The organism is Sinorhizobium sp. BJ1 (genome assembly GCF_002531555.1).
Lineage (GTDB): Bacteria > Pseudomonadota > Alphaproteobacteria > Rhizobiales > Rhizobiaceae > Sinorhizobium > Sinorhizobium fredii_B.
Window position 1 is genome coordinate 30,326 of sequence record NZ_NWTH01000036.1, and the last position, 17,088, is coordinate 47,413.

Annotated in this window: 14 protein-coding genes; 3 read left to right on the forward strand and 11 right to left on the reverse strand. The window is 62.5% G+C overall.

Annotation, left to right across the window (positions count from 1 at the left end):
- Positions 1-58 precede the first annotated feature (58 nt).
- The 3 genes from CO676_RS28780 (at position 59) to CO676_RS28790 (ending at position 4,227) form a co-directional block, all read left to right on the forward strand.
- Complete coding sequence (locus CO676_RS28780; RefSeq protein WP_097523605.1) at positions 59-472, forward strand: Fur family transcriptional regulator; 414 nt, start codon at positions 59-61, stop codon at positions 470-472.
- 66 nt (positions 473-538) lie between these two features.
- Positions 539-1,741 carry a GTP-binding protein gene (locus tag CO676_RS28785; protein ID WP_097523606.1) on the forward strand — a complete coding sequence of 401 codons (1,203 nt, stop codon included), beginning with the start codon at positions 539-541 and terminating at the stop codon, positions 1,739-1,741.
- A gap of 344 nt (positions 1,742-2,085) precedes the next feature.
- The gene (locus CO676_RS28790; RefSeq protein ID WP_097523607.1) at positions 2,086-4,227 is read left to right on the forward strand and encodes a TonB-dependent siderophore receptor; all 2,142 of its coding nucleotides are present in this window, start codon (positions 2,086-2,088) and stop codon (positions 4,225-4,227) included.
- A gap of 280 nt (positions 4,228-4,507) precedes the next feature.
- Here CO676_RS28790 and CO676_RS28795 read toward each other — a convergent pair whose 3' ends face one another.
- The 11 genes from CO676_RS28795 to CO676_RS28845 all read right to left on the reverse strand — a co-directional run bounded on the left by CO676_RS28795 (position 4,508) and on the right by CO676_RS28845 (position 17,073).
- On the reverse strand, positions 4,508-5,647 hold the full coding sequence (locus tag CO676_RS28795) for an ABC transporter substrate-binding protein (RefSeq protein WP_097523625.1): 1,140 nt from the start codon (positions 5,645-5,647) through the stop codon (positions 4,508-4,510).
- A 42-nt stretch (positions 5,648-5,689) separates the two neighbouring features.
- Positions 5,690-6,904, reverse strand: a complete 1,215-nt coding sequence (locus tag CO676_RS28800) for an MFS transporter (protein WP_097523608.1) — start codon at positions 6,902-6,904, stop codon at positions 5,690-5,692.
- Positions 6,901-8,787, reverse strand: a complete 1,887-nt coding sequence (locus CO676_RS28805; RefSeq protein ID WP_097523609.1) for an IucA/IucC family protein — start codon at positions 8,785-8,787, stop codon at positions 6,901-6,903. The genes CO676_RS28800 and CO676_RS28805 overlap by 4 nt, the downstream gene beginning before the upstream one ends.
- Positions 8,787-9,926, reverse strand: a complete 1,140-nt coding sequence (locus CO676_RS28810; protein WP_097523610.1) for an NAD/NADP octopine/nopaline dehydrogenase family protein — start codon at positions 9,924-9,926, stop codon at positions 8,787-8,789. Before CO676_RS28810 ends, CO676_RS28805 begins: the two co-directional genes overlap by 1 nt.
- On the reverse strand, positions 9,923-10,933 hold the full coding sequence (locus CO676_RS28815) for a cysteine synthase family protein (RefSeq protein ID WP_097523611.1): 1,011 nt from the start codon (positions 10,931-10,933) through the stop codon (positions 9,923-9,925). The genes CO676_RS28810 and CO676_RS28815 overlap by 4 nt, the downstream gene beginning before the upstream one ends.
- Entirely contained in the window at positions 10,934-12,307 is a 1,374-nt protein-coding gene (locus CO676_RS28820; RefSeq protein WP_097523612.1) for a Y4yA family PLP-dependent enzyme, read from the reverse strand.
- Positions 12,307-12,735 carry a ParB N-terminal domain-containing protein gene (locus CO676_RS28825; protein WP_097523613.1) on the reverse strand — a complete coding sequence of 143 codons (429 nt, stop codon included), beginning with the start codon at positions 12,733-12,735 and terminating at the stop codon, positions 12,307-12,309. Before CO676_RS28825 ends, CO676_RS28820 begins: the two co-directional genes overlap by 1 nt.
- Before the next feature lie 550 nt (positions 12,736-13,285).
- Positions 13,286-14,272, reverse strand: coding sequence for an oligopeptide/dipeptide ABC transporter ATP-binding protein (locus CO676_RS28830; protein ID WP_097523614.1), 987 nt, complete (start codon positions 14,270-14,272; stop codon positions 13,286-13,288).
- Positions 14,269-15,240, reverse strand: a complete 972-nt coding sequence (locus CO676_RS28835; RefSeq protein ID WP_097523615.1) for an ABC transporter ATP-binding protein — start codon at positions 15,238-15,240, stop codon at positions 14,269-14,271. The genes CO676_RS28830 and CO676_RS28835 overlap by 4 nt, the downstream gene beginning before the upstream one ends.
- On the reverse strand, positions 15,212-16,156 hold the full coding sequence (locus CO676_RS28840) for an ABC transporter permease (protein ID WP_097523616.1): 945 nt from the start codon (positions 16,154-16,156) through the stop codon (positions 15,212-15,214). Before CO676_RS28840 ends, CO676_RS28835 begins: the two co-directional genes overlap by 29 nt.
- Positions 16,153-17,073, reverse strand: a complete 921-nt coding sequence (locus tag CO676_RS28845; RefSeq protein WP_097523617.1) for an ABC transporter permease — start codon at positions 17,071-17,073, stop codon at positions 16,153-16,155. Before CO676_RS28845 ends, CO676_RS28840 begins: the two co-directional genes overlap by 4 nt.
- Between the last annotated feature and the right edge of the window lie 15 nt (positions 17,074-17,088).

A 17,088-nucleotide genomic window follows, 5' to 3' on the forward strand; every position in this document is an offset into this window, starting at 1 on the left:
TCCGGAACTGGGGCAGCAGTTCCGGACCATTCTGGATAAACCTGTTCCGGAGAGAAAGATGCTGCAGGCGACCCATGCTGACGAGTCGAAACTGACGAAGAACCAGAGCCTCGTGCTCGCGGTGCTACAATCGTCGGAGCAACCGCTCAGCGCCTACAGCATCCTCGATCGCCTGCGCGAACACGGACTGAAGGCGCCGCTCCAGCTCTATCGTGCGCTCGACAAGTTATTGGAAGCAGGTCGAGTTCATCGTCTGGAGAGCATGAACGCTTTCGTTGTCTGCTGTCACTCCCGCCGCGGACAAATCCATCCGCGGATCACCGCTTTCGAGATCTGCGAGGCCTGCGGCAAGGTCAACGAATTCGACGACACGAGGATCGAGGATGCGCTGACGAAGCACGCTAGGAGCAGCGGCTTCAAGATCAGGACCACGACCATTGAAGTCCACGGCCTCTGCGCCGATTGCCGTTAACCGCGACAGGGGTCAGCGCCTCTGGGCCCGCTTTGTTGTGTTCTTCCTTAAAGGGATTTGCAGCCGATGAAGAAACTTCCTGTCACTGTCCTGTCCGGCTTTCTTGGCGCCGGCAAGACAACACTCCTCAACCATATCCTTGCCAATCGAGACGGCATGCGCGTTGCGGTCATCGTCAACGACATGAGTGAGGTGAATATCGACGCCGCGCTCGTGCGCGATGGCGGCGCCAACCTCTCGCGCACGCAGGAGCAACTGGTTGAAATGACCAATGGCTGCATCTGTCGCACGCTCCGCGATGACCTTCTGAGGGAAGTGCGCGCGCTGGCCGAAGAGGGTCGGTTTGACTATCTGCTGATCGAGTCGACCGGCATCGCCGAGCCGCTCCCGGTGGCGGCTACTTTCGACTTCCGCGACGAGAATGACCTGAGCCTCTCTGAGGTAGCAAGGCTCGACACGATGGTCACGGTTGTCGACGCCGCAAATCTGCTGAAAGACTATGGATCAGCGGATTTCCTGTCCGACCGCGGTGAGACCGCCGGGGAGGGGGACAATCGCACCATCGTCGATCTCCTGGTTGAGCAGATCGAGTTCGCCGACGTCGTGATCCTCAACAAGATCAGCACAGCCACGCCCGAACAGCGCGATGCAGCGCGCAAGATCATCGTCGGCCTGAACCCCGACGCCAAGCTCATCGAAGCCGACTTCGGCAAGATCGAGCTGAAGGAGGTTCTGGGCACTGGCCGCTTCAATTTCGCCAAAGCGGAGACACATCCGCTCTGGTTCAAGGAACTGCACGGCTTCAAGGACCACATCCCTGAAACGGAAGAATACGGCATTCGCTCCTTCGTCTATCGGGCCAAGAAGCCTTTCGATCCCACCCGATTCCAGGCCTTCATCGACAGGTCATGGCCCGGCGTCGTGCGCGCCAAGGGGTTCTTCTGGCTGGCGACGCGGCCACATTACGTCGGTGAAATCAGTCAGGCCGGCGCCCTCGTGAGGACGGGCAAGATGGGCCTGTGGTGGTCATCAGTGCCAAGGGAGCAATGGCCCCAGGACCCCGGCTTCCTGCAGATGCTGAAGCCGTATCTCGATCCGAACTGGGGCGACCGGCGGCAGGAGATCGTCTTTATCGGTGCTGATCCGATGGACGAAGCGCAAATCCGCGCGGAGCTCGATGCCTGCTTGGTCGCAAGCCCGGCCTTCCTTCCCAACCTCTGGCGCAAGCTGCCCGATCCATCTCCGAGCTGGGATCGCGGCGCCGCGTAGGTCTAGTGGTCCGGCGACTCCGCGCTTCACGCAGTTCCTCGGCGATCGTCGGAATCGAAGAAGGCTGACGTTCAGCCGTCCTCATCCAGCGGCTATGCATCGCGGTGCTTTGTCTTCGGCAGCGCAGTTTAAATGGGACGCATCGCAACCCATTTGTCCGCATTCGGCTCAATTGAGACGTTTATCGACTGGTGCGCGTTGAGTGTGCCAGTGAGTAAGTGTCAAAATCATGCTCTCTATTTCTTGACAGAAAAAATCAAGTTATCTAACACCCCTTTGTGCCAACGCACCAGCTCCCTGAATGGAGCCGGCTGCTTTGGTCACTATTTAAGAGGGGACTGGGTATGGAACTGCGTGTTGGACTGCTAGCCGTTTTGCTGGCAACGGTAAGCCGCGCCGCTCTGGCGCAAGATGCGACGGCGCTGGAGCGGCTCGAGGTGAAGGCGGGGGCCTCGACTGGAACGATCGGCACTGAGCCGGAAGGCTATGCCGGGGGGCAGGTGGCGCGCGGCGGTCGCGTGGGCTTGCTCGGCAACCGCGACTTCATGGACACGCCATTCAATATCACCAGCTACACGGCGGAGACCATTGAAAACCAGAATGCGAAGACCGTAGCCGACGTCCTGGCCAACGACCCGTCGGTCAGAAGCACGCACGCATCGGGCGGCATGCTGGACTCGTTTTACATCAGGGGCTTCCCTTTGAATGAGGGGAACTTCGGCGAGGTCGCTTTCGATGGCGTCTACGGCGTTGCCCCGACCTACCGCCTGTTTACGGACTATATCGAACGCGTGGAGGTCCTCAAAGGGCCGACAGCACTCCTCTACGGCGTCTCACCGAACAGCAGCGTCGGCGGCACCATCAACATTGTGCCGAAGCGCGCTTCCGACGTCGACCTGACCCGAGTGACGACCGACTATGCTTCCGATCTTTACGGCGGCGGCCATGTGGACGTCAGCCGTCGTTTCGGGGACGAACGCCAGTTCGGTGTCCGCTTCAACGGCAGCTATCACGGGGGCGACACGGCGATCGACAACCAGTCGCTCGACGTCGCGGTCGGGGCACTGGCGCTCGACTACGAGGGCGAAGACTTCAGGGCGACGCTAGACGTCATCGGGCAGCGGCAGGACATCGACGCCCCATTGCGCCCATTCTTCCCGTTTGGCAGCTTTGAAATTCCCGACGCACCGGACGGCCGTTCCAATGTTCAGGAGCCGTGGGAATGGGCAAGGACTGACGACCTGTCCTGGTTGGGGCGGGTCGAGTATGACGTGAGCGACGCCGTCACCGTGTTCGCAGCCGTCGGCGGTGGGAATTCGCGGGTCGAGCGGCTCTTCGGCACGCCATTGCTGCTTAACTCGGCAGGCGATGTCAGCGTCACGCCGCAAAACTTCATTTTCGATGTCGACCGGCTGACAGCCGAGACGGGCGTTCGCGCCGAGTTCGAGACGGCCGCTATCGATCACTCGGTCACCTTCCAGGTCAGTGGACTGCAGCAGCGTCTCGCTCGCGGTTCGAATTCAGGTACCGCGCAACTGACCAATATCTTCGATCCGCTTCCTCGCCCCGAGCAGGATGTGCCGCAGCCGACGCATGTGCCAAGGGTCTCGGAAAACATCCTCAACGGTGTCGCGCTTTCCGACACGATGTCGATGTTCGACGAGCGCCTGCAACTGACTTTGGGTGGGCGTTGGCAGCACATTGACACGGAAAACTACAGCCCGGTCACGGGCGATGTCACAAGCTCTTCCGATGAGAGTGCACTGACGCCGCTCGCCGGCATTGTCGTCAAGCCGTGGGACAACATCGCCTTCTATGCCAACTACGTCGAGGGATTGAGCGTCGGCGACACCGCTCCGACGACGGCCATCAATTCGGGCGAAACGCTCGCGCCCTACCGATCCAGGCAGTACGAAATCGGCACCAAGGTTGACTTGGGTCGGGTCGCCGTGACCGTCAGTGCGTTCCAGATCGAAAAGCCATTCGGCGTGCTCGAGACACGCGGCAGCGATCTGGTCTTCGTCGAAGGCGGCGAGCAGCGCAACCGCGGGGTGGAGTTGAACGTCTTCGGCGAGGTGACCTCCGAGATCCGAGTGCTCGGTGGCGTCACCTTCATTCATGGTGAAATCACGAAAACGCCCGATGACGCGACGCGCGGCAATACGCCGATCGGCGTTCCTTCGCTGCAGGTCAATCTGGGGGCGGAGTGGGATACGCCCTTCTTGCCTGGTCTGACGCTCACCGGCAACGTCATCCACACGGACGAGCAGTTTGTGAACACCGCCAACACCCAGGAAATCCCCTCCTGGACGCGGCTTGACCTCGGCGCCCGCTACCTGACCGAGATCAATGAGAGGCCGGTCACCCTCCAGGCCAACGTCGAGAACGTCTTCGACCTCGACTACTGGTCCGGCGTCGCAAGCTTCGGGACGATATCGCAAGGTGCGCCGCTGACCGTGAAGGTGTCGATGACGACCGATTTCTGATTGCCGGGTCGCCGCAGGACGCGACCTGCCACCTTTGGTGATCTCCATGGAAGCGCCGGCCTATGGCCGGCGCTTTCTGCTGTTTGATGGTCGGGTCGAACGGACGATCGATGAACTTCGGGGCGGCCGTCCTGAAGTGCCGCCGCCTCGCCGCCGCACAAGGCAAAGGCGAGGCTCTCGGAACTGAGAACCTCGCCTGCTGGAGACCATTGTGTCCGCTTGTAACTAACCCCGATCCGCACCGAGTTGGACCAGGGCCGGCTCGGCTCTTCGGATACCGTCAATCCGCACTGCCGGAAAGGCTCACGGCATAGCCAGGCCGATAGGGGATCGGCAGGAAACGGCGGTGATACTCGGCGAACGTCGCGTCCGGGTCGAGATCGGTAAACAGGTCTGGATGGAACCATTTCGCCAGTTGCTGGACGGCAAAGAACTCGTAAGGGCTGTTGTAGAATTGGTGCCAGATGCCGTGAAAGTTCCGCGTCTTCTGCGCTGCGATGTCGGTGTAGGCGCTGCGGGTGGTGAACCATTCGAGCCTTTGCCGGGTCACCCTCGCATCGACGCCGGGGCCGAGCGGAATCCAATGTCCACCGGGCACATAGGCCTCCCAGTCGGCGCTGGTGACGACAACATGCTCGGGATTGGATGCGATCACCTGTTCGGGATTGAGCTGTCCGAAGGTCGAGGGAAGAATGTCGCTGCCGATATTGTGTCCGCCGGCGAGCTCGACATATTTGCCGAAGTTCTCCGCGCCGAAGGAAAGGCAGCAATCATCGGCATAGCCGCCGATCCGCTCGATGAACACCCTGGGGAGCTCCGGCTTCGCTTGGGCTATGACGTCGGTGACGCGGGCCATCGCCTCGCGACGAAACGCGATGATCTCTTCCGCGCGCGCCTCGCGCCCCATGATCTTGCCGAGGAGGCGAATGGTCGGCTCGGTGTTCTTCAGCGGATAGTGGCGGAAGTCGATGTAGAGGACCGGAATGTTCAGCTCGGCCAGTTTCTCGATATATTTGGCATCTTCGTTGGCACGCATCGCCTCGAGATTGAGAAGAACGACGTCGGGCTTCCGGACGATCGTCGATTCGATATCGATCAAGCCGTTCTCCTTGCCCGCGAAGGCCGGCAGCTCGGCCAATTTGGGATAGGCATCGAGATACTGCTGATAGGTGGCGGGGTCGGCCTCGATCAGGTCGTTGCGCCAGGCGACGACGCGAGCCAGTGGATCGTCCGCTTCGAGCGAAGCAATGAGGTAGAGCTGCCGCCCCTCTCCGAGAAGAATGCGCTTGACGGGCCCGTTCACGGTCACTTGCCGGCCTGCAATGTCGGTGACTGTGATCGGTGCTTGCGTCGCTGCAGGCTGTTCGCCGGCGAAGGCCGTTGCCAGACCCAAGATGATAGAGACAAGAGCTGTCAACATGGCACGCGCCAAGAGACAATGTTTTAACACGATATTTCTCCTTTACCGAAATGATTGGCGCGCCTTGAGCCACAGGCCGAGCGCCACGAGAAAAGACAGGCCGTAGATGCCCGTGACGAGCGGGAAAGCTGCCTTGAGCCCAAAACGTTGCGTGGCGGCGACTCCTGCAATGATCCCGACGACCGAAGCGCCCTGCTGGCAGGTCTGCGCAAGCCCCAGGACCGATCCCTGCCTTTCGCTTCGCGTCGCGGCCGAGACGAGCGACAGGAGAACCGGTGTCGTTCCTCCAAGCAGCGCGCCCCAGGCAAAATAGAGCGCTGCGAACAGCCCTATCGCACGGGTCGAGCCAGCGAGCCCGGTGACGACGAAGCATCCGCCAGCGATCACCACGTTCCATCCGAGCACAAAAGACGGCGCTCGCCCTTCGAAGGTCCGGGCCCACACCGGCGCTGCGACGACAAAGCCGAGCGCAAGAAGGCCGTAGCTCAAACCCGTGCTCCAATGCTGAGCGCCGTAGACCTCCGACATATAGAGGGAAAAGGGCACCTGCAGCACCATCCTGCTCGCAAGCAGCAATCCCATCAGCGCAAGTAGTGCGAGCACGGACACACCCGTGGAAGGCGCGCAAGAGGCTGTTGTCGCCTTCGCGGTTACCGCGAGTGCCGCTCCTCCTGGTGGAACCGGCAGGCTTGTCCAGGCGACAGCGGCACAGAATGCGCAGATCACGCCGGCGGTGAGGTTGACGGCCTCAAAAGGCAAGGCGTCGAGGATAAGCCCGCCGAGGAAAGCGCCGCCCAGCGAGCCGACATTCGTCGCCACCTGCAGCCAGGCGAAGAGGCGGGCGCGATCGCGCCCGCCGGTGACCTCGACGCCATAGGCCTGGGCCGGAGCGATATAGCCGGCGCAGGCACCCTGCAGGAATCGCAGCGCCAGAATGGTCCAGACGTCGTCGGCAAAGGCGACGAGGAGTTGCGTTACCGCCAGGCCAGTCAGGGCTCGGACCATCATCAGGCGATTGCCATAGCGGTCCCCCATCCGCCCCCAGAAGGCGCTTGTCAGGGACACGCCAAGCATGGGGCAGACATAGACGCCGATCCCCGCCAAGCCGAAGACGCCGTCGGAAGGGCTCAACGCCATGATCTGGATCGGCCAGAAAGGGCCGCTCATTTCCATGGCGCCCATGGAAATGAACTGCAGTGCGAAGAGCAGCGCGAAGACTGGTCCGAAGCCGCGCAGCCCGGCGACTGTCCCGGTCATTGCGCGCTCGTCAGCGGATTGGGCAGATGATGTTCGACCCGGTAATCGCGATAGCGCTCCAGATGCATCCTGAGGACCGAGCGCGTCGGCCAGGGCTGTTCGAGGAAAGCGTCGCGCTCCTCGGTCCAGAACGCATCCGACAGCATGCGCGGCCTGAGCGCCTCGAACGCCGCTTCCGTCTCTTCCCGCAGGATGCGCCACAGGCTGTCACCGGTCATCGAATACTGCTCGGTGAGGCAAAGCGCGATCTCATGAAGGTGGCAGACAAAGCAGGCATCGATGACGAAGGAGCGCACGAGAGCGATATCGTCATCGAAGGTGGTCGGCAGAATGCCTTTGCGGCTGAATGGCTCCAGCTCGTAACCGCGCTCCTTGAAGAGCGGCGCGAAACTGCGACCGTCGCCGAAGTCGCGGATCAGCAGTTTCCGCGGCAGGCCGCGATCGTTGAAGAGGATCGTGCTGTTTTGCTGATGTGCCTCGAAGGCAATTCCGTAGAGAAGATACATGGCCAGTGCCGGCCGGACGACGATGCGCGCATAGGCGCGGAAGAACGCTGCGACGGCCGCTTCGCACTCGTCACCATTTCTGGCGATGAGCTCGCAAATGAGCGGGCGGCCGTCCAGCGGGCTTGCCGTCAGCAACGCCGCGACCGTTACCGGCAGCAGGCCATCTTTGCGTGCGAGAGCATCGGTGTTGCGATAGACGACGGACAGGAAGCGGCCGGGGTGCTCGTCGCCCGTATCCAGATGGTGCAGGATCGCACCCAGTTCTTCGATGAAGATCTCCAGCTCGCTTCTGAGATCGTCCTCCTTCGACAGAATTTCGGAAATCAACGCGCTGAGTCGCGGTCCCATGTGGATCGATTTCGCCTGCAGCGTGCGCTGCTCGCTCGTCATCCAGATCGCGACCGGCAGTTTGATGAAGGGTCTCGGCGCCTCGGTTTCCGGCAGCATCGTGCGGAACGACATGGACGGCAGCGTCACGATCTCCGGGCCGTCCGGATCGAAAACGCCGGCTTCGATCTCCGGCGCGAATTCGCGGCGCACGAAATGCTCCAAATGCCAGGCGTGGACCGGCAGCGGCAGCCAGTCCCCGGGCGACTTGCCCCGCGCTTTCAGCCCTTTGGCCCAGTCACGCCAGAGGTCCGGGAAGTTCTCGGCGAACCATTCCGAATAGCTGCCGACATGCGGCATCTTTTCGACGTAAGCCCAGTTGCTGCGCAGCGCCGCGATGCGCAGGGACACGCGCGCGCCGAACTCGGGCGACAATGCCGCGACGTCCTCCGGCGGCAGGCCGGGCTTGGCCTTCCAGGTCGGATAGAAGGGATGGCCTTCGAGCGCGCCCCATTGGTCGAGAGTCATCGCGGCAAGGTGTGGCGGGAGACTTCCTTCGAGATAGGCAAGGAAGCCGGACGCGCCGGCTTCGGCGATTTTCTGGCGCAGCGCGGCGCTCCAGCGCTCGCGCTCGCGGCGCGCCAGCATGTCGTTGCGCATGCTGTTGTCCACGTCGCGCAGCAGATGCTCCAGTTCGTCGGGAGCAGTCGTGATCGCGAGAGAGGGGGCAATCGCCCGCATCAGGGCGGCGGGATCATCGATCCGCTGTCGTGCTCCGCTCCCGTCCAGCACTTCGATCTGTCCGCGGTTCCGCAAGGTTCCGGCAGGCGCGAGATGCAAGTCGGTGAAATGGAGTACACGCCGCGAGGCCCAGAGGGGAAACCAGGTCTGGCGGCCGTCGCGTGCCCACAGCAAGGCGTTCGGCTCGAGCAGGCGCTCGGCGAACAGGCAGCGCACCAGCCGGTTGATCGCGTTGCGCGATGCCTGCGTCAAAAGCGCAAGATCCTCGTTCTCGACGGGATTTGTCACAGAAGGCGTCTTCTCGTCCATCAGGCGGCCTCCGGCCAGTCGGCTGGCACATAGTCCGGTGTGCCCGCGGCCAATTGGCCGTGGTAATCGCGCGCCCAGCTATAGGTCTTGGCGATGGCCGGTACCGCCACGTCGAGCCGTTCTGCCATCGTGACGAGCAGCGCCTGTCCGAAAGCGATATCCTCATGGAAGGCGCGGCTTCCGCGATCGATGACGAGTCCCGGGCCATGTGGGTTGGGAACAAGGGGGGCACGAATGCCCGCATAGGCGCGATTGGTGCGTAGAAGTGTGTACATGGTTCGGTCATCCTGGATCTGGTCGCCATAGGCTTCGATCAGTTCCTGCTGAAGCGGCTTCACGGAGCTGAGATCAATGCCGAGACGCGCCTCGCTTGCCCGGCGGATCGCCTGGTTTTCCGCATCGCAAGCTTCCAGGAGCTCGGCGCCTGCTTGCGAGCAGTCGCTCCACCAGCATAGCGGTTCGTCAAACGGTCTTTTTTCCCAGGGTGCGCCGGGGCCGATGAGCGCGTAGAGCACGGCCGGGTGCATCAGCGCATTGCCCGGCGTCAGCGTGATTTCGAGATAATCCCGCAACAGGGTGACGGGTGCCTCATAGAGGCGGTTCAACATTGCCACGAGTGCCGCGCCGCTCGCCGCGCTTTCGCGGCGATGGAGCGCAACGAAGAGTTCTGCCTTGGCGCCGCCCATACGCACGTGCTGGCCTGCAATCAGATCGAAGGCGATATGGGGCACGTCCTTCATGCCCCAGATCACGACATTGTCACGCCCCGAGAGCGCCTTTGCCGCGAGCCAGTCGAAGCCGCAAAAACCGGGAATTGCGCCGACATAGACGCTCTTATCCGGAGGCAGATGTGCAGCTATGCGGTGCAAAAGCACCGATCTTGCCTGGGCGGGTTGCGTTATGACGACCATGTCGGCATTGTCGAGCATCTGGCTTGGATCGGTTCCGACATGGTCGGGCCTGGCGCTCAAGATGCGACCGTCTCGCGTCTCTGCTTGCCAGAGATCGTCCCCACTTGCCCATCGCTCGGCGACCGCGGTGGAGGTGGTCAGGACCGAAACCTCGATGGCCGCGTTCTGCTTGAAAAGGACCGCATTCAAATGTCCGGTGCGGCCAGCACCGCAAATGGTTACCTTCATGCTGCCCGCGCCCTTCCGAAGAGCCAGCGATCCAACTGGGCAGCGATTGCTGAATCGAGCAGGCGGCGCTGCGCCATCCATTCTTCGTCGAAAATCGTGCCCAGATACTTCTCGCCGCCATCGGCGACCGTGGTGACAACCGTGCCGGTGAGCGTGCCCGCAGCAATGAATTCCAGCGCCTTGTAGATGGCACCGCCGGTCGAGCCGCCAACAAGCAGTCCCTTGCGCCGGGCGATATAGCGTGCCGTCTCGAAGGCTTGCGTGTCGGTCACCTGCACACCTTCGTCGATGCAGCCATAGTCGAGCACCTTGCCGACCTCGTCGCCGGCGGGCGTGCCCGTTCCGGACTGGTAGTAGGGGTGCCCCGGCTTGCCGAAGACGATCGAGCCGGCCGGTTCCACGGCAATGGTGCGCACCGCCGGATTGTGGCGCTTCAGACCCTGGGAGATTCCGGTCATCGAGCCGCCGGTCCCGACGCAGCCGACAAAGGCGTCGATGCCGCCGGGAAGTTGGGCAACCAGTTCGTCCACGAGGCCGGCATAGCCTTCCGGATTTGCCGGATTGTCGGACTGGTTCATGAACAGCGCGCCCGGAAGCTGCGCGCCGAGCTGCGCGGCGAGGCGTTGGCGCTCGACAACCGCGACCTCGTCCTCGCGAAAGTCGCCTTCGACATAGCGGATCTCGGCCCCGAGCGCCCGCATCATGCGGATCTTTTCGGGCGCTGCATGGTGGTCCACCACGGCGATGAAGCGCAGACCGAATTCCAGCGCTGCGAGCGCCAGCCCCGTGCCGGTATTTCCGGACGATGATTCAACGATCGTGCCGCCGGGAGCGAGGCGCCCATCCTCAAGCGCCGCAACCACCATGCTGCGCGCCATACGATCCTTCATCGAGCCGCCGGGATTGTTCTTCTCGATCTTCAGAACAAGGGTGGCGTTGCGGCCGGGTACGTCGATCGACATGACCGGCGTCTGGCCGATCAATTGCGTTACGGTCGTGTGCAGCATCTAAACCTCTCCAATTGTGTCGGGAACGAGAATGGGATGCCCTTCCGCGTCCTTCACGACGCAGAGGCGGGCGGGCATGGCGTGGCGATGGAATTCGTTTTCGAGGAGATCCATCTGATAGCCGCCGGTGTTGGCGTAGACCAGAAGGTCACCGGCATGCGGCGCGATCGGGAAGCTCAGCCATCTGTTGCTGAGAACGTCCTCATCCAGGCAGCTGTGACCGGCCAGATAGGCGCGGATCGGCGGCGATTGAGCGGCCGGCCTCGTGGCCGGCACGAGAATCGGATCGACCAGGAATTCGGAAGCGAACCAGGTTTCGCAGGCGCTGAAACTGCTGCCCTCGACAAAGATGACGTGCGAATCCGGACCGAGTGCCTTCACCCGCGAGATCCGGAAGACGGTGATCGCCGCCTGGTCGGCCAGAGCGCGGCCCGGCTCCATCGCCAGCGTGAGACCCTCACGCGCCAGGTAGCCGGCTACGCTTCGGCCCTGGCTCATCTCCGCCTCCAAGAGCCGGTGCAGCCAGTCGGCTGCCGAAAGAGTGCTGCCATAGGGATAGAAAGAGTCCGGTATTTTCCCGTTGCGGTAGTCCTCGGGCGCCTGCGCCGCGAGATGCGCTTCGTACCTGGCTCGGTCGACATATTGGATAGGCAGGCCACCGCCAATATCGATCATGCGCGGAGAAAATCCCATCCGCCGGGCTTCGGCAATGAGGTCGGCGGCCTCGCTGAGCGCTGCGACACGGGTCTCCCAGAGATAGCCGCTGAGGTGGAAATGCAGCCCGTCGAAACGCAACCTGCTTTCACCGGCGAGCCGAGCGAGGCAATGAACGACCGCGTCGGCCGGCATCCCGAAGCGGCTCTTGCTCTGGTTCCTCGGCCGCAAACGCAAGAGGATCGGCTGTGGACCAACATCTGCCGGCAGACCGTGGATGAGATCCTCCAGCTCTTCCGGCGAGTCCACCGATATCAGCGCGTTGCAATCGATCAGCTCTTGATGAAATGCGCCCGTCTTCGCCGGCCCTGTCGCCACGAGCCTGACACCCTCGGCCCCTAGCAGCCTTGCGTCGCGAATTTCGTAAAGACTGGAGACGTCGAGCCCGGCGCCTGCGCTGAGCGCTGCCTGCATCAGCCCGGGCGATTTGTTGACCTTCGCCCCGTAATAAATCGCATGCTCGACGCGGCACTCAGTTAGCACACCTTTCAAGGCGGCGAGATTCTCCTGCAGCGCGTCCGGCCAAACCAGATTGAGGGGCGAGCCGTGGCGGGCGGCCCAATCGAAAAGAAGAGGACCGTGTATGGTGAGAAGGTCCGCAGTCGCCGATCGCAAAATCGGTGGCAGCCCATGGCCGATCTTCTGGCAATGCAGCGTCATCACAGCGCCCCCGCGGAAAAGACCGGCGCCATGTCCATCGGAGCGGGACTGCTTAAAAGCTCAAGCGGCACATCGCATATCGGCAAGCCGTGGGCAAAAATGTGCCGGGTCGTCTTGTAGGGAAACTTGCGGCCGCTGCGCGCCATCGCGAAGATTTCCGCCGGAGTTATGTTCTCACCCGGGCGCCAACTCTCCACCCGCACCGAATCATAGTCGAGAAGAACTACGGGCACCGTGGTGAGCCGGAGGCGATGCGCAACTGTCAACCGGTGATGGCCGTCCATCACGAACAAGGCATCCTTCTCGGCTGTTATTGGCGCGGTCCATGAGCCTGCTTGCAGGATTTGGGCCTGCAGTGCATCGACGCTGTCGAGGTTCACCTCTTCTGTTGGGATCAATTGTGCTGGGGAGAGAAGGCAATATTCCATGCGTTCCGGCCTCACGCTCGCTCTTTCGCATCGCACATATCTTGAGTCACAAACTCAAGATATGTGCCCGCTATAGCCAGCCGTGATTGTGGCGTCAATAGTGCCCTCAATGATCGATTGCCGGGAGTGTCCAGGGAACGCGCGACAAAGTTACCGTTTTTTCAAGGTAGCGAACCCACTTCGGCCAAAAGGAAACAAAAACGAGCCCAGGCCCGATCTCTTCGCACCCGATCTGCGGCCTACCGCATTCGGATGCATGTCCACACTCTGTTTACCCTCAGCGTACGTGTTTCGAGCAGTTCCGGTAGAACGCGGATTTGCCTCTTTGAAGGGCCGCCTTGGATCGAGAGAAGCCGTACCTCAGCCAACGCAAGCGCGCAGCAGGGGGTGATCTCGTTCCGTCCTCAATAGATTGCATAATGAGTCATCGGGAACCATAATGGAATGGGTTGCGCCAGCGGGCATGCTCGAGCGCCGCCAGAGTCCGCTCGAGGCAAGGAGCTGGAGGCTGGCGGTCGTCATGGCAGGTGGCCAGTCCAGGCCGCGAATTCTAAGCCGCCGCCGTTGACAATCGATCCGGCTCAGCGTGGTGGCATGCGGTGAGCAGCCCTCGGGTCGATGTTCTTGCCGTCAGTGCAGGCTCCTGTTCGGCGCAGAGGGACGTTGCCTTCCAGCAGCGCGTTCGGAAGCGGCATCCGCTCGGAGGATTGGCCGGGCTTGGCAGCTCGCCCTGAAGAACAATGCGCTTCCGAGTGCCGCGAAGGAGCGGATCCGGTGACGGAACCGCGGAGAGCAACGCCTGCGTGTAGGGATGGGCCGGTGCACCGAAGATCGCTTGCTTGGGCCCGGTCTCGATGATCTTTCCGAGATACATAACCATCACGCGATCGGAAACATGCCGGACGATCGCGAGGTCATGGGCGACGAACAGCATTGCAAGATCGCGCTCGCGTCGAAGCCTGCCGAGCAGGTTTATGACCTGTGCTTGCACCGATACATCAAGAGCCGAGACGGGTTCGTCACAGACGAGCAGCTCAGTGAGTGCAAGTGCCCTGGCGATGCCGAGGCGCTGCCGCTGGCCTCCAGAGAATTCCGACGGGTAGCGATGGGCATGCTCCGCTCCCAGCCCGACGGCTTCGAGCAGATTCACCGTTTCCTGCGCCCACCGCGCGCGCGGCAAAGTACCGGGCTGCAGCGCCCATGGTTCCGAGATCAGCCGGTCGACCCGCATGCGTGGATTGAGCGACTGGTAGGGATCCTGGAACACGACCTGCATCTTGCGGCGAAGCTCGTGGAGTTGCCTGCCGCGTGCCCGGCTCAGGTCCGCGCCGTCGAGCAGCACATTGCCGCTGGTTGCATCCGTCAGCCGCAGCAAGGTCCTGACGAGGGAGGTCTTGCCACATCCGCTCTCGCCGACGAGCCCGAGCGTCTCTCCGCGCGCAATCTCGAAACTCACGTCTTCGACGGCGCGGATGGGAGCTCGCGGGCTACCGAAATGCTTGGAGAGGTTTTCAACTTTGAGGAGAGGACGCTTCATGCTTTCGATACCGGGAAATGGCAGGCGGCCTGACGGCCAGCGCCGAGGGCTTGAAGGGCAGGGACGACCTGTGCACAGAGGTCCTGCGCACGGGGACAGCGCGTTCGGCATGCGCACCCGGACGGCAGGTTGATCGGATTTGGAGCCGAACCCGGGATCGGGACGAGTTCGACCGACACTCCGTCTATGCGCGGCCGGGAGGCGAGAAGGCCGACACTATAGGGGTGCCTCGGTTCGGCGAAGAGGTCCGAAACGCTCGCGGTTTCGACAATCCGGCCGGCATACATCACGGCGACCCGGTCGGCCAGTTCGGCAACGACGCCGAGATCGTGTGTGATGAAGATCATGCCGGCCCCACTGCGTTTGCGTACCGCGTTCAGCAGATCGACAATTTGCGCCCGGATGGTGACGTCGAGCGCCGTGGTTGGCTCGTCGGCAATGATGATGTCCGGTTCGAGCGCGACTGCCATGGCGATCATGATCCGCTGACGCATGCCGCCGGAAAATTCATGCGGGTACTGTCTGGAACGCAGCGCCGGGTCCGGGATGCCGACCGCCGCAAGAAGCGCGAGCACGGCCCGCTCGATGCCGCCGGCCGGCCTGCGGCCATGGATCCGGAACATCTCCGCGATCTGCCAGCCGACCGGATAGACCGGGTTCAGTGCGGCAAGGGCATCCTGGAAGATGAGGGCAATGCGGGCACCGCAGAGCGATCTCCGCTCGGTCGTCGACATTTCGAGCAGATTATGGCCATCGAAACGGATCGATCTATGGCTGATCGCCCCCGGCGGATCGGGAATCAGATCCATGATCGCAGCGGCGGTCACCGACTTGCCTGAACCGCTTTCGCCGAGAAGGGCGAGCACCTCGCCGCGGTCAAGCGAAAACGAAACACCGTTGAGGGCAAGGATTCGTCCGCCCGCCGTATCGAAGCTGACTTCAAGGTCGGTGATTTCCAGGAGAGCCACAGCGCCTCCGGCTCGCAAGGCGCCAGCGCTGGGATGGGTCGTTGACGATCCGGAACCAGTTGGCGAGGAGATTGAAAGACATGGTGGTCAGCATGACCGCAAGCCCGGGGAAGAAGCCCAGCCACCAGGCCGAGGAGAGGTATCCCTGACCCTGCGCCACCATCAAACCCCAGCTGACCGCGGGAGGCTGGATGCCGAGCCCGATGTAGCTGAGCCCAGATTCAAACAGCATGACCATGGCAAGGTTAACGGATGCGAGCGTCAGCATCGTCGGTGCAACGCTCGGCAGAATGTGGATTCGGAGAATCCATATTGGACCGCCGCCGAAGACCCGGGCCGCGTCGACGAACAGACGTTCGCGAACCTCGAGCGTCTCGGCACGGGCCACCCGGATGTAGGCGGGCATGCGGGTGATCGCAAGAACCAGCACGAGATTCATGACGCTCGGGCCGAACAGGTAGAGACCGAATAGCGCCACGAGCAGCGTCGGGAAGCCGAGGATGATGTCCGAGACTCGCATGATCAGATTGCCGATCATGCCGCCGAAATAACCGGCGACGACGCCGAGCAGCGTTCCCCCCACAAGGCTCGTCAAGACGGTAGCGAGAGCGATCCCGACGGTCGTGGAGGCCGCCTGGACCAGGCGCACGAGGAGTGGACGGCCAAGCGCATCGGCCCCAAGCCACAGTGTCCACGACTGGTCGAAGTCGAATGGCGGCAGATTGCGCGCCTTCAGCGAGATACGGTTGTCTCCCAACAACGAGAGCGTATCGGCGACGATCGCGATCGCCACGATCAACAGCCAGATCGTCGCGGCGACTGCCATCGGATCGCCCGCGAGCGCACGCATGAGCCAGAGGATGCGTCGGCTCAAGCGCTCGCGGGCAGGGAGGAGTTCCGACGAGACTTCCGTCATTCGACCCTCACGCGCGGATCGATGGCGGCATAGAGCATGTCGACCAGAATATTGATGACGAAGATGACCACCGCCACGGCAAAGATCGACGCCTGCACGATGGCGAAGTCCCGCTTGAGGATGCCGTCGATCAGGAGCTTGCCGATCCCCGGAAAACCAAACACCACTTCGACCACCCCACCGCCACCCGCAAACTGCGCGGCGAGGTCTCCTGTGACGGTGACGGCCGGAAGAAGCGCGTTGCGCAGGGCGTGGATGAAGACGACGCGACCGGACTGGGCGCCCTTGGCCCGTGCGGTACGCACGAACGACGCGTTCAGCGCCTCGATCATCGAACCCCGGACGATCTGCACCAGGGTGCCAAACGGCCTCGCAAAGAGGCAGGCGACCGGCAGAACCCAATAGCTCGGCCCGCCGAAGCCGGAGGTTGGCAGGATCCGGAACGTTACGGCAAAAAGCAATACGCCCATTAGGCCGAGCCAGAAGTCGGGAACGCTCGCCGCGGCCTGCGAGAGAACGTTCACGCCACGATCGATCCACCCGCCGGCTTGGACGGCGGCAATGGAGCCGAACACGATCGCCATCAGGAAGGCCAGCGTGAGCGCGATCGCGCCGAGCGCCAGCGTGTTCGGCAGCGCCTCCAGCACCACATCCCTCGCAGGCCGGTTGTGCCAAAGCGACATGCCGAAGTCCAAGCGGAGCAGGTCGCCCGCCCAATCGGCGAACTGGGCCAGAAGCGGTCGATCAAGGCCGAGCCGCACCCGCATGGCTTCTCGCGCCACATCCGAAGCATCGACCGGCAGGTAAAGATCGACCGGGTCGCCGGTGAGGCGGACCAGGAAGAACGCAGATGTCATCAGCGCGGCCAGCGCAAATGCCGCGAACGCCGCGCGTCTGAGGAAATACATGAGGGTCATCGCCTCTCCTCGAGC

Bases quoted from the DNA above. Each gene is read 5' to 3' on its own strand.
- CO676_RS28840 (WP_097523616.1), bottom strand. From the start codon at position 16,156: ATGACGGAAGTCTCGTCGGAACTCCTCCCTGCCCGCGAGCGCTTGAGC.
- CO676_RS28830 (WP_097523614.1), bottom strand. From the start codon at position 14,272: ATGAAGCGTCCTCTCCTCAAAGTTGAAAACCTCTCCAAGCATTTCGGT.
- CO676_RS28815 (WP_097523611.1), bottom strand. From the start codon at position 10,933: ATGCTGCACACGACCGTAACGCAATTGATCGGCCAGACGCCGGTCATG.
- CO676_RS28845 (WP_097523617.1), bottom strand. From the start codon at position 17,073: ATGACCCTCATGTATTTCCTCAGACGCGCGGCGTTCGCGGCATTTGCG.
- CO676_RS28825 (WP_097523613.1), bottom strand. From the start codon at position 12,735: ATGGAATATTGCCTTCTCTCCCCAGCACAATTGATCCCAACAGAAGAG.
- CO676_RS28790 (WP_097523607.1), top strand. From the start codon at position 2,086: ATGGAACTGCGTGTTGGACTGCTAGCCGTTTTGCTGGCAACGGTAAGC.
- CO676_RS28795 (WP_097523625.1), bottom strand. From the start codon at position 5,647: ATGTTGACAGCTCTTGTCTCTATCATCTTGGGTCTGGCAACGGCCTTC.
- CO676_RS28810 (WP_097523610.1), bottom strand. From the start codon at position 9,926: ATGAAGGTAACCATTTGCGGTGCTGGCCGCACCGGACATTTGAATGCG.
- CO676_RS28805 (WP_097523609.1), bottom strand. From the start codon at position 8,787: ATGGACGAGAAGACGCCTTCTGTGACAAATCCCGTCGAGAACGAGGAT.
- CO676_RS28800 (WP_097523608.1), bottom strand. From the start codon at position 6,904: ATGACCGGGACAGTCGCCGGGCTGCGCGGCTTCGGACCAGTCTTCGCG.
- CO676_RS28785 (WP_097523606.1), top strand. From the start codon at position 539: ATGAAGAAACTTCCTGTCACTGTCCTGTCCGGCTTTCTTGGCGCCGGC.
- CO676_RS28820 (WP_097523612.1), bottom strand. From the start codon at position 12,307: ATGACGCTGCATTGCCAGAAGATCGGCCATGGGCTGCCACCGATTTTG.
- CO676_RS28780 (WP_097523605.1), top strand. From the start codon at position 59: ATGCTGCAGGCGACCCATGCTGACGAGTCGAAACTGACGAAGAACCAG.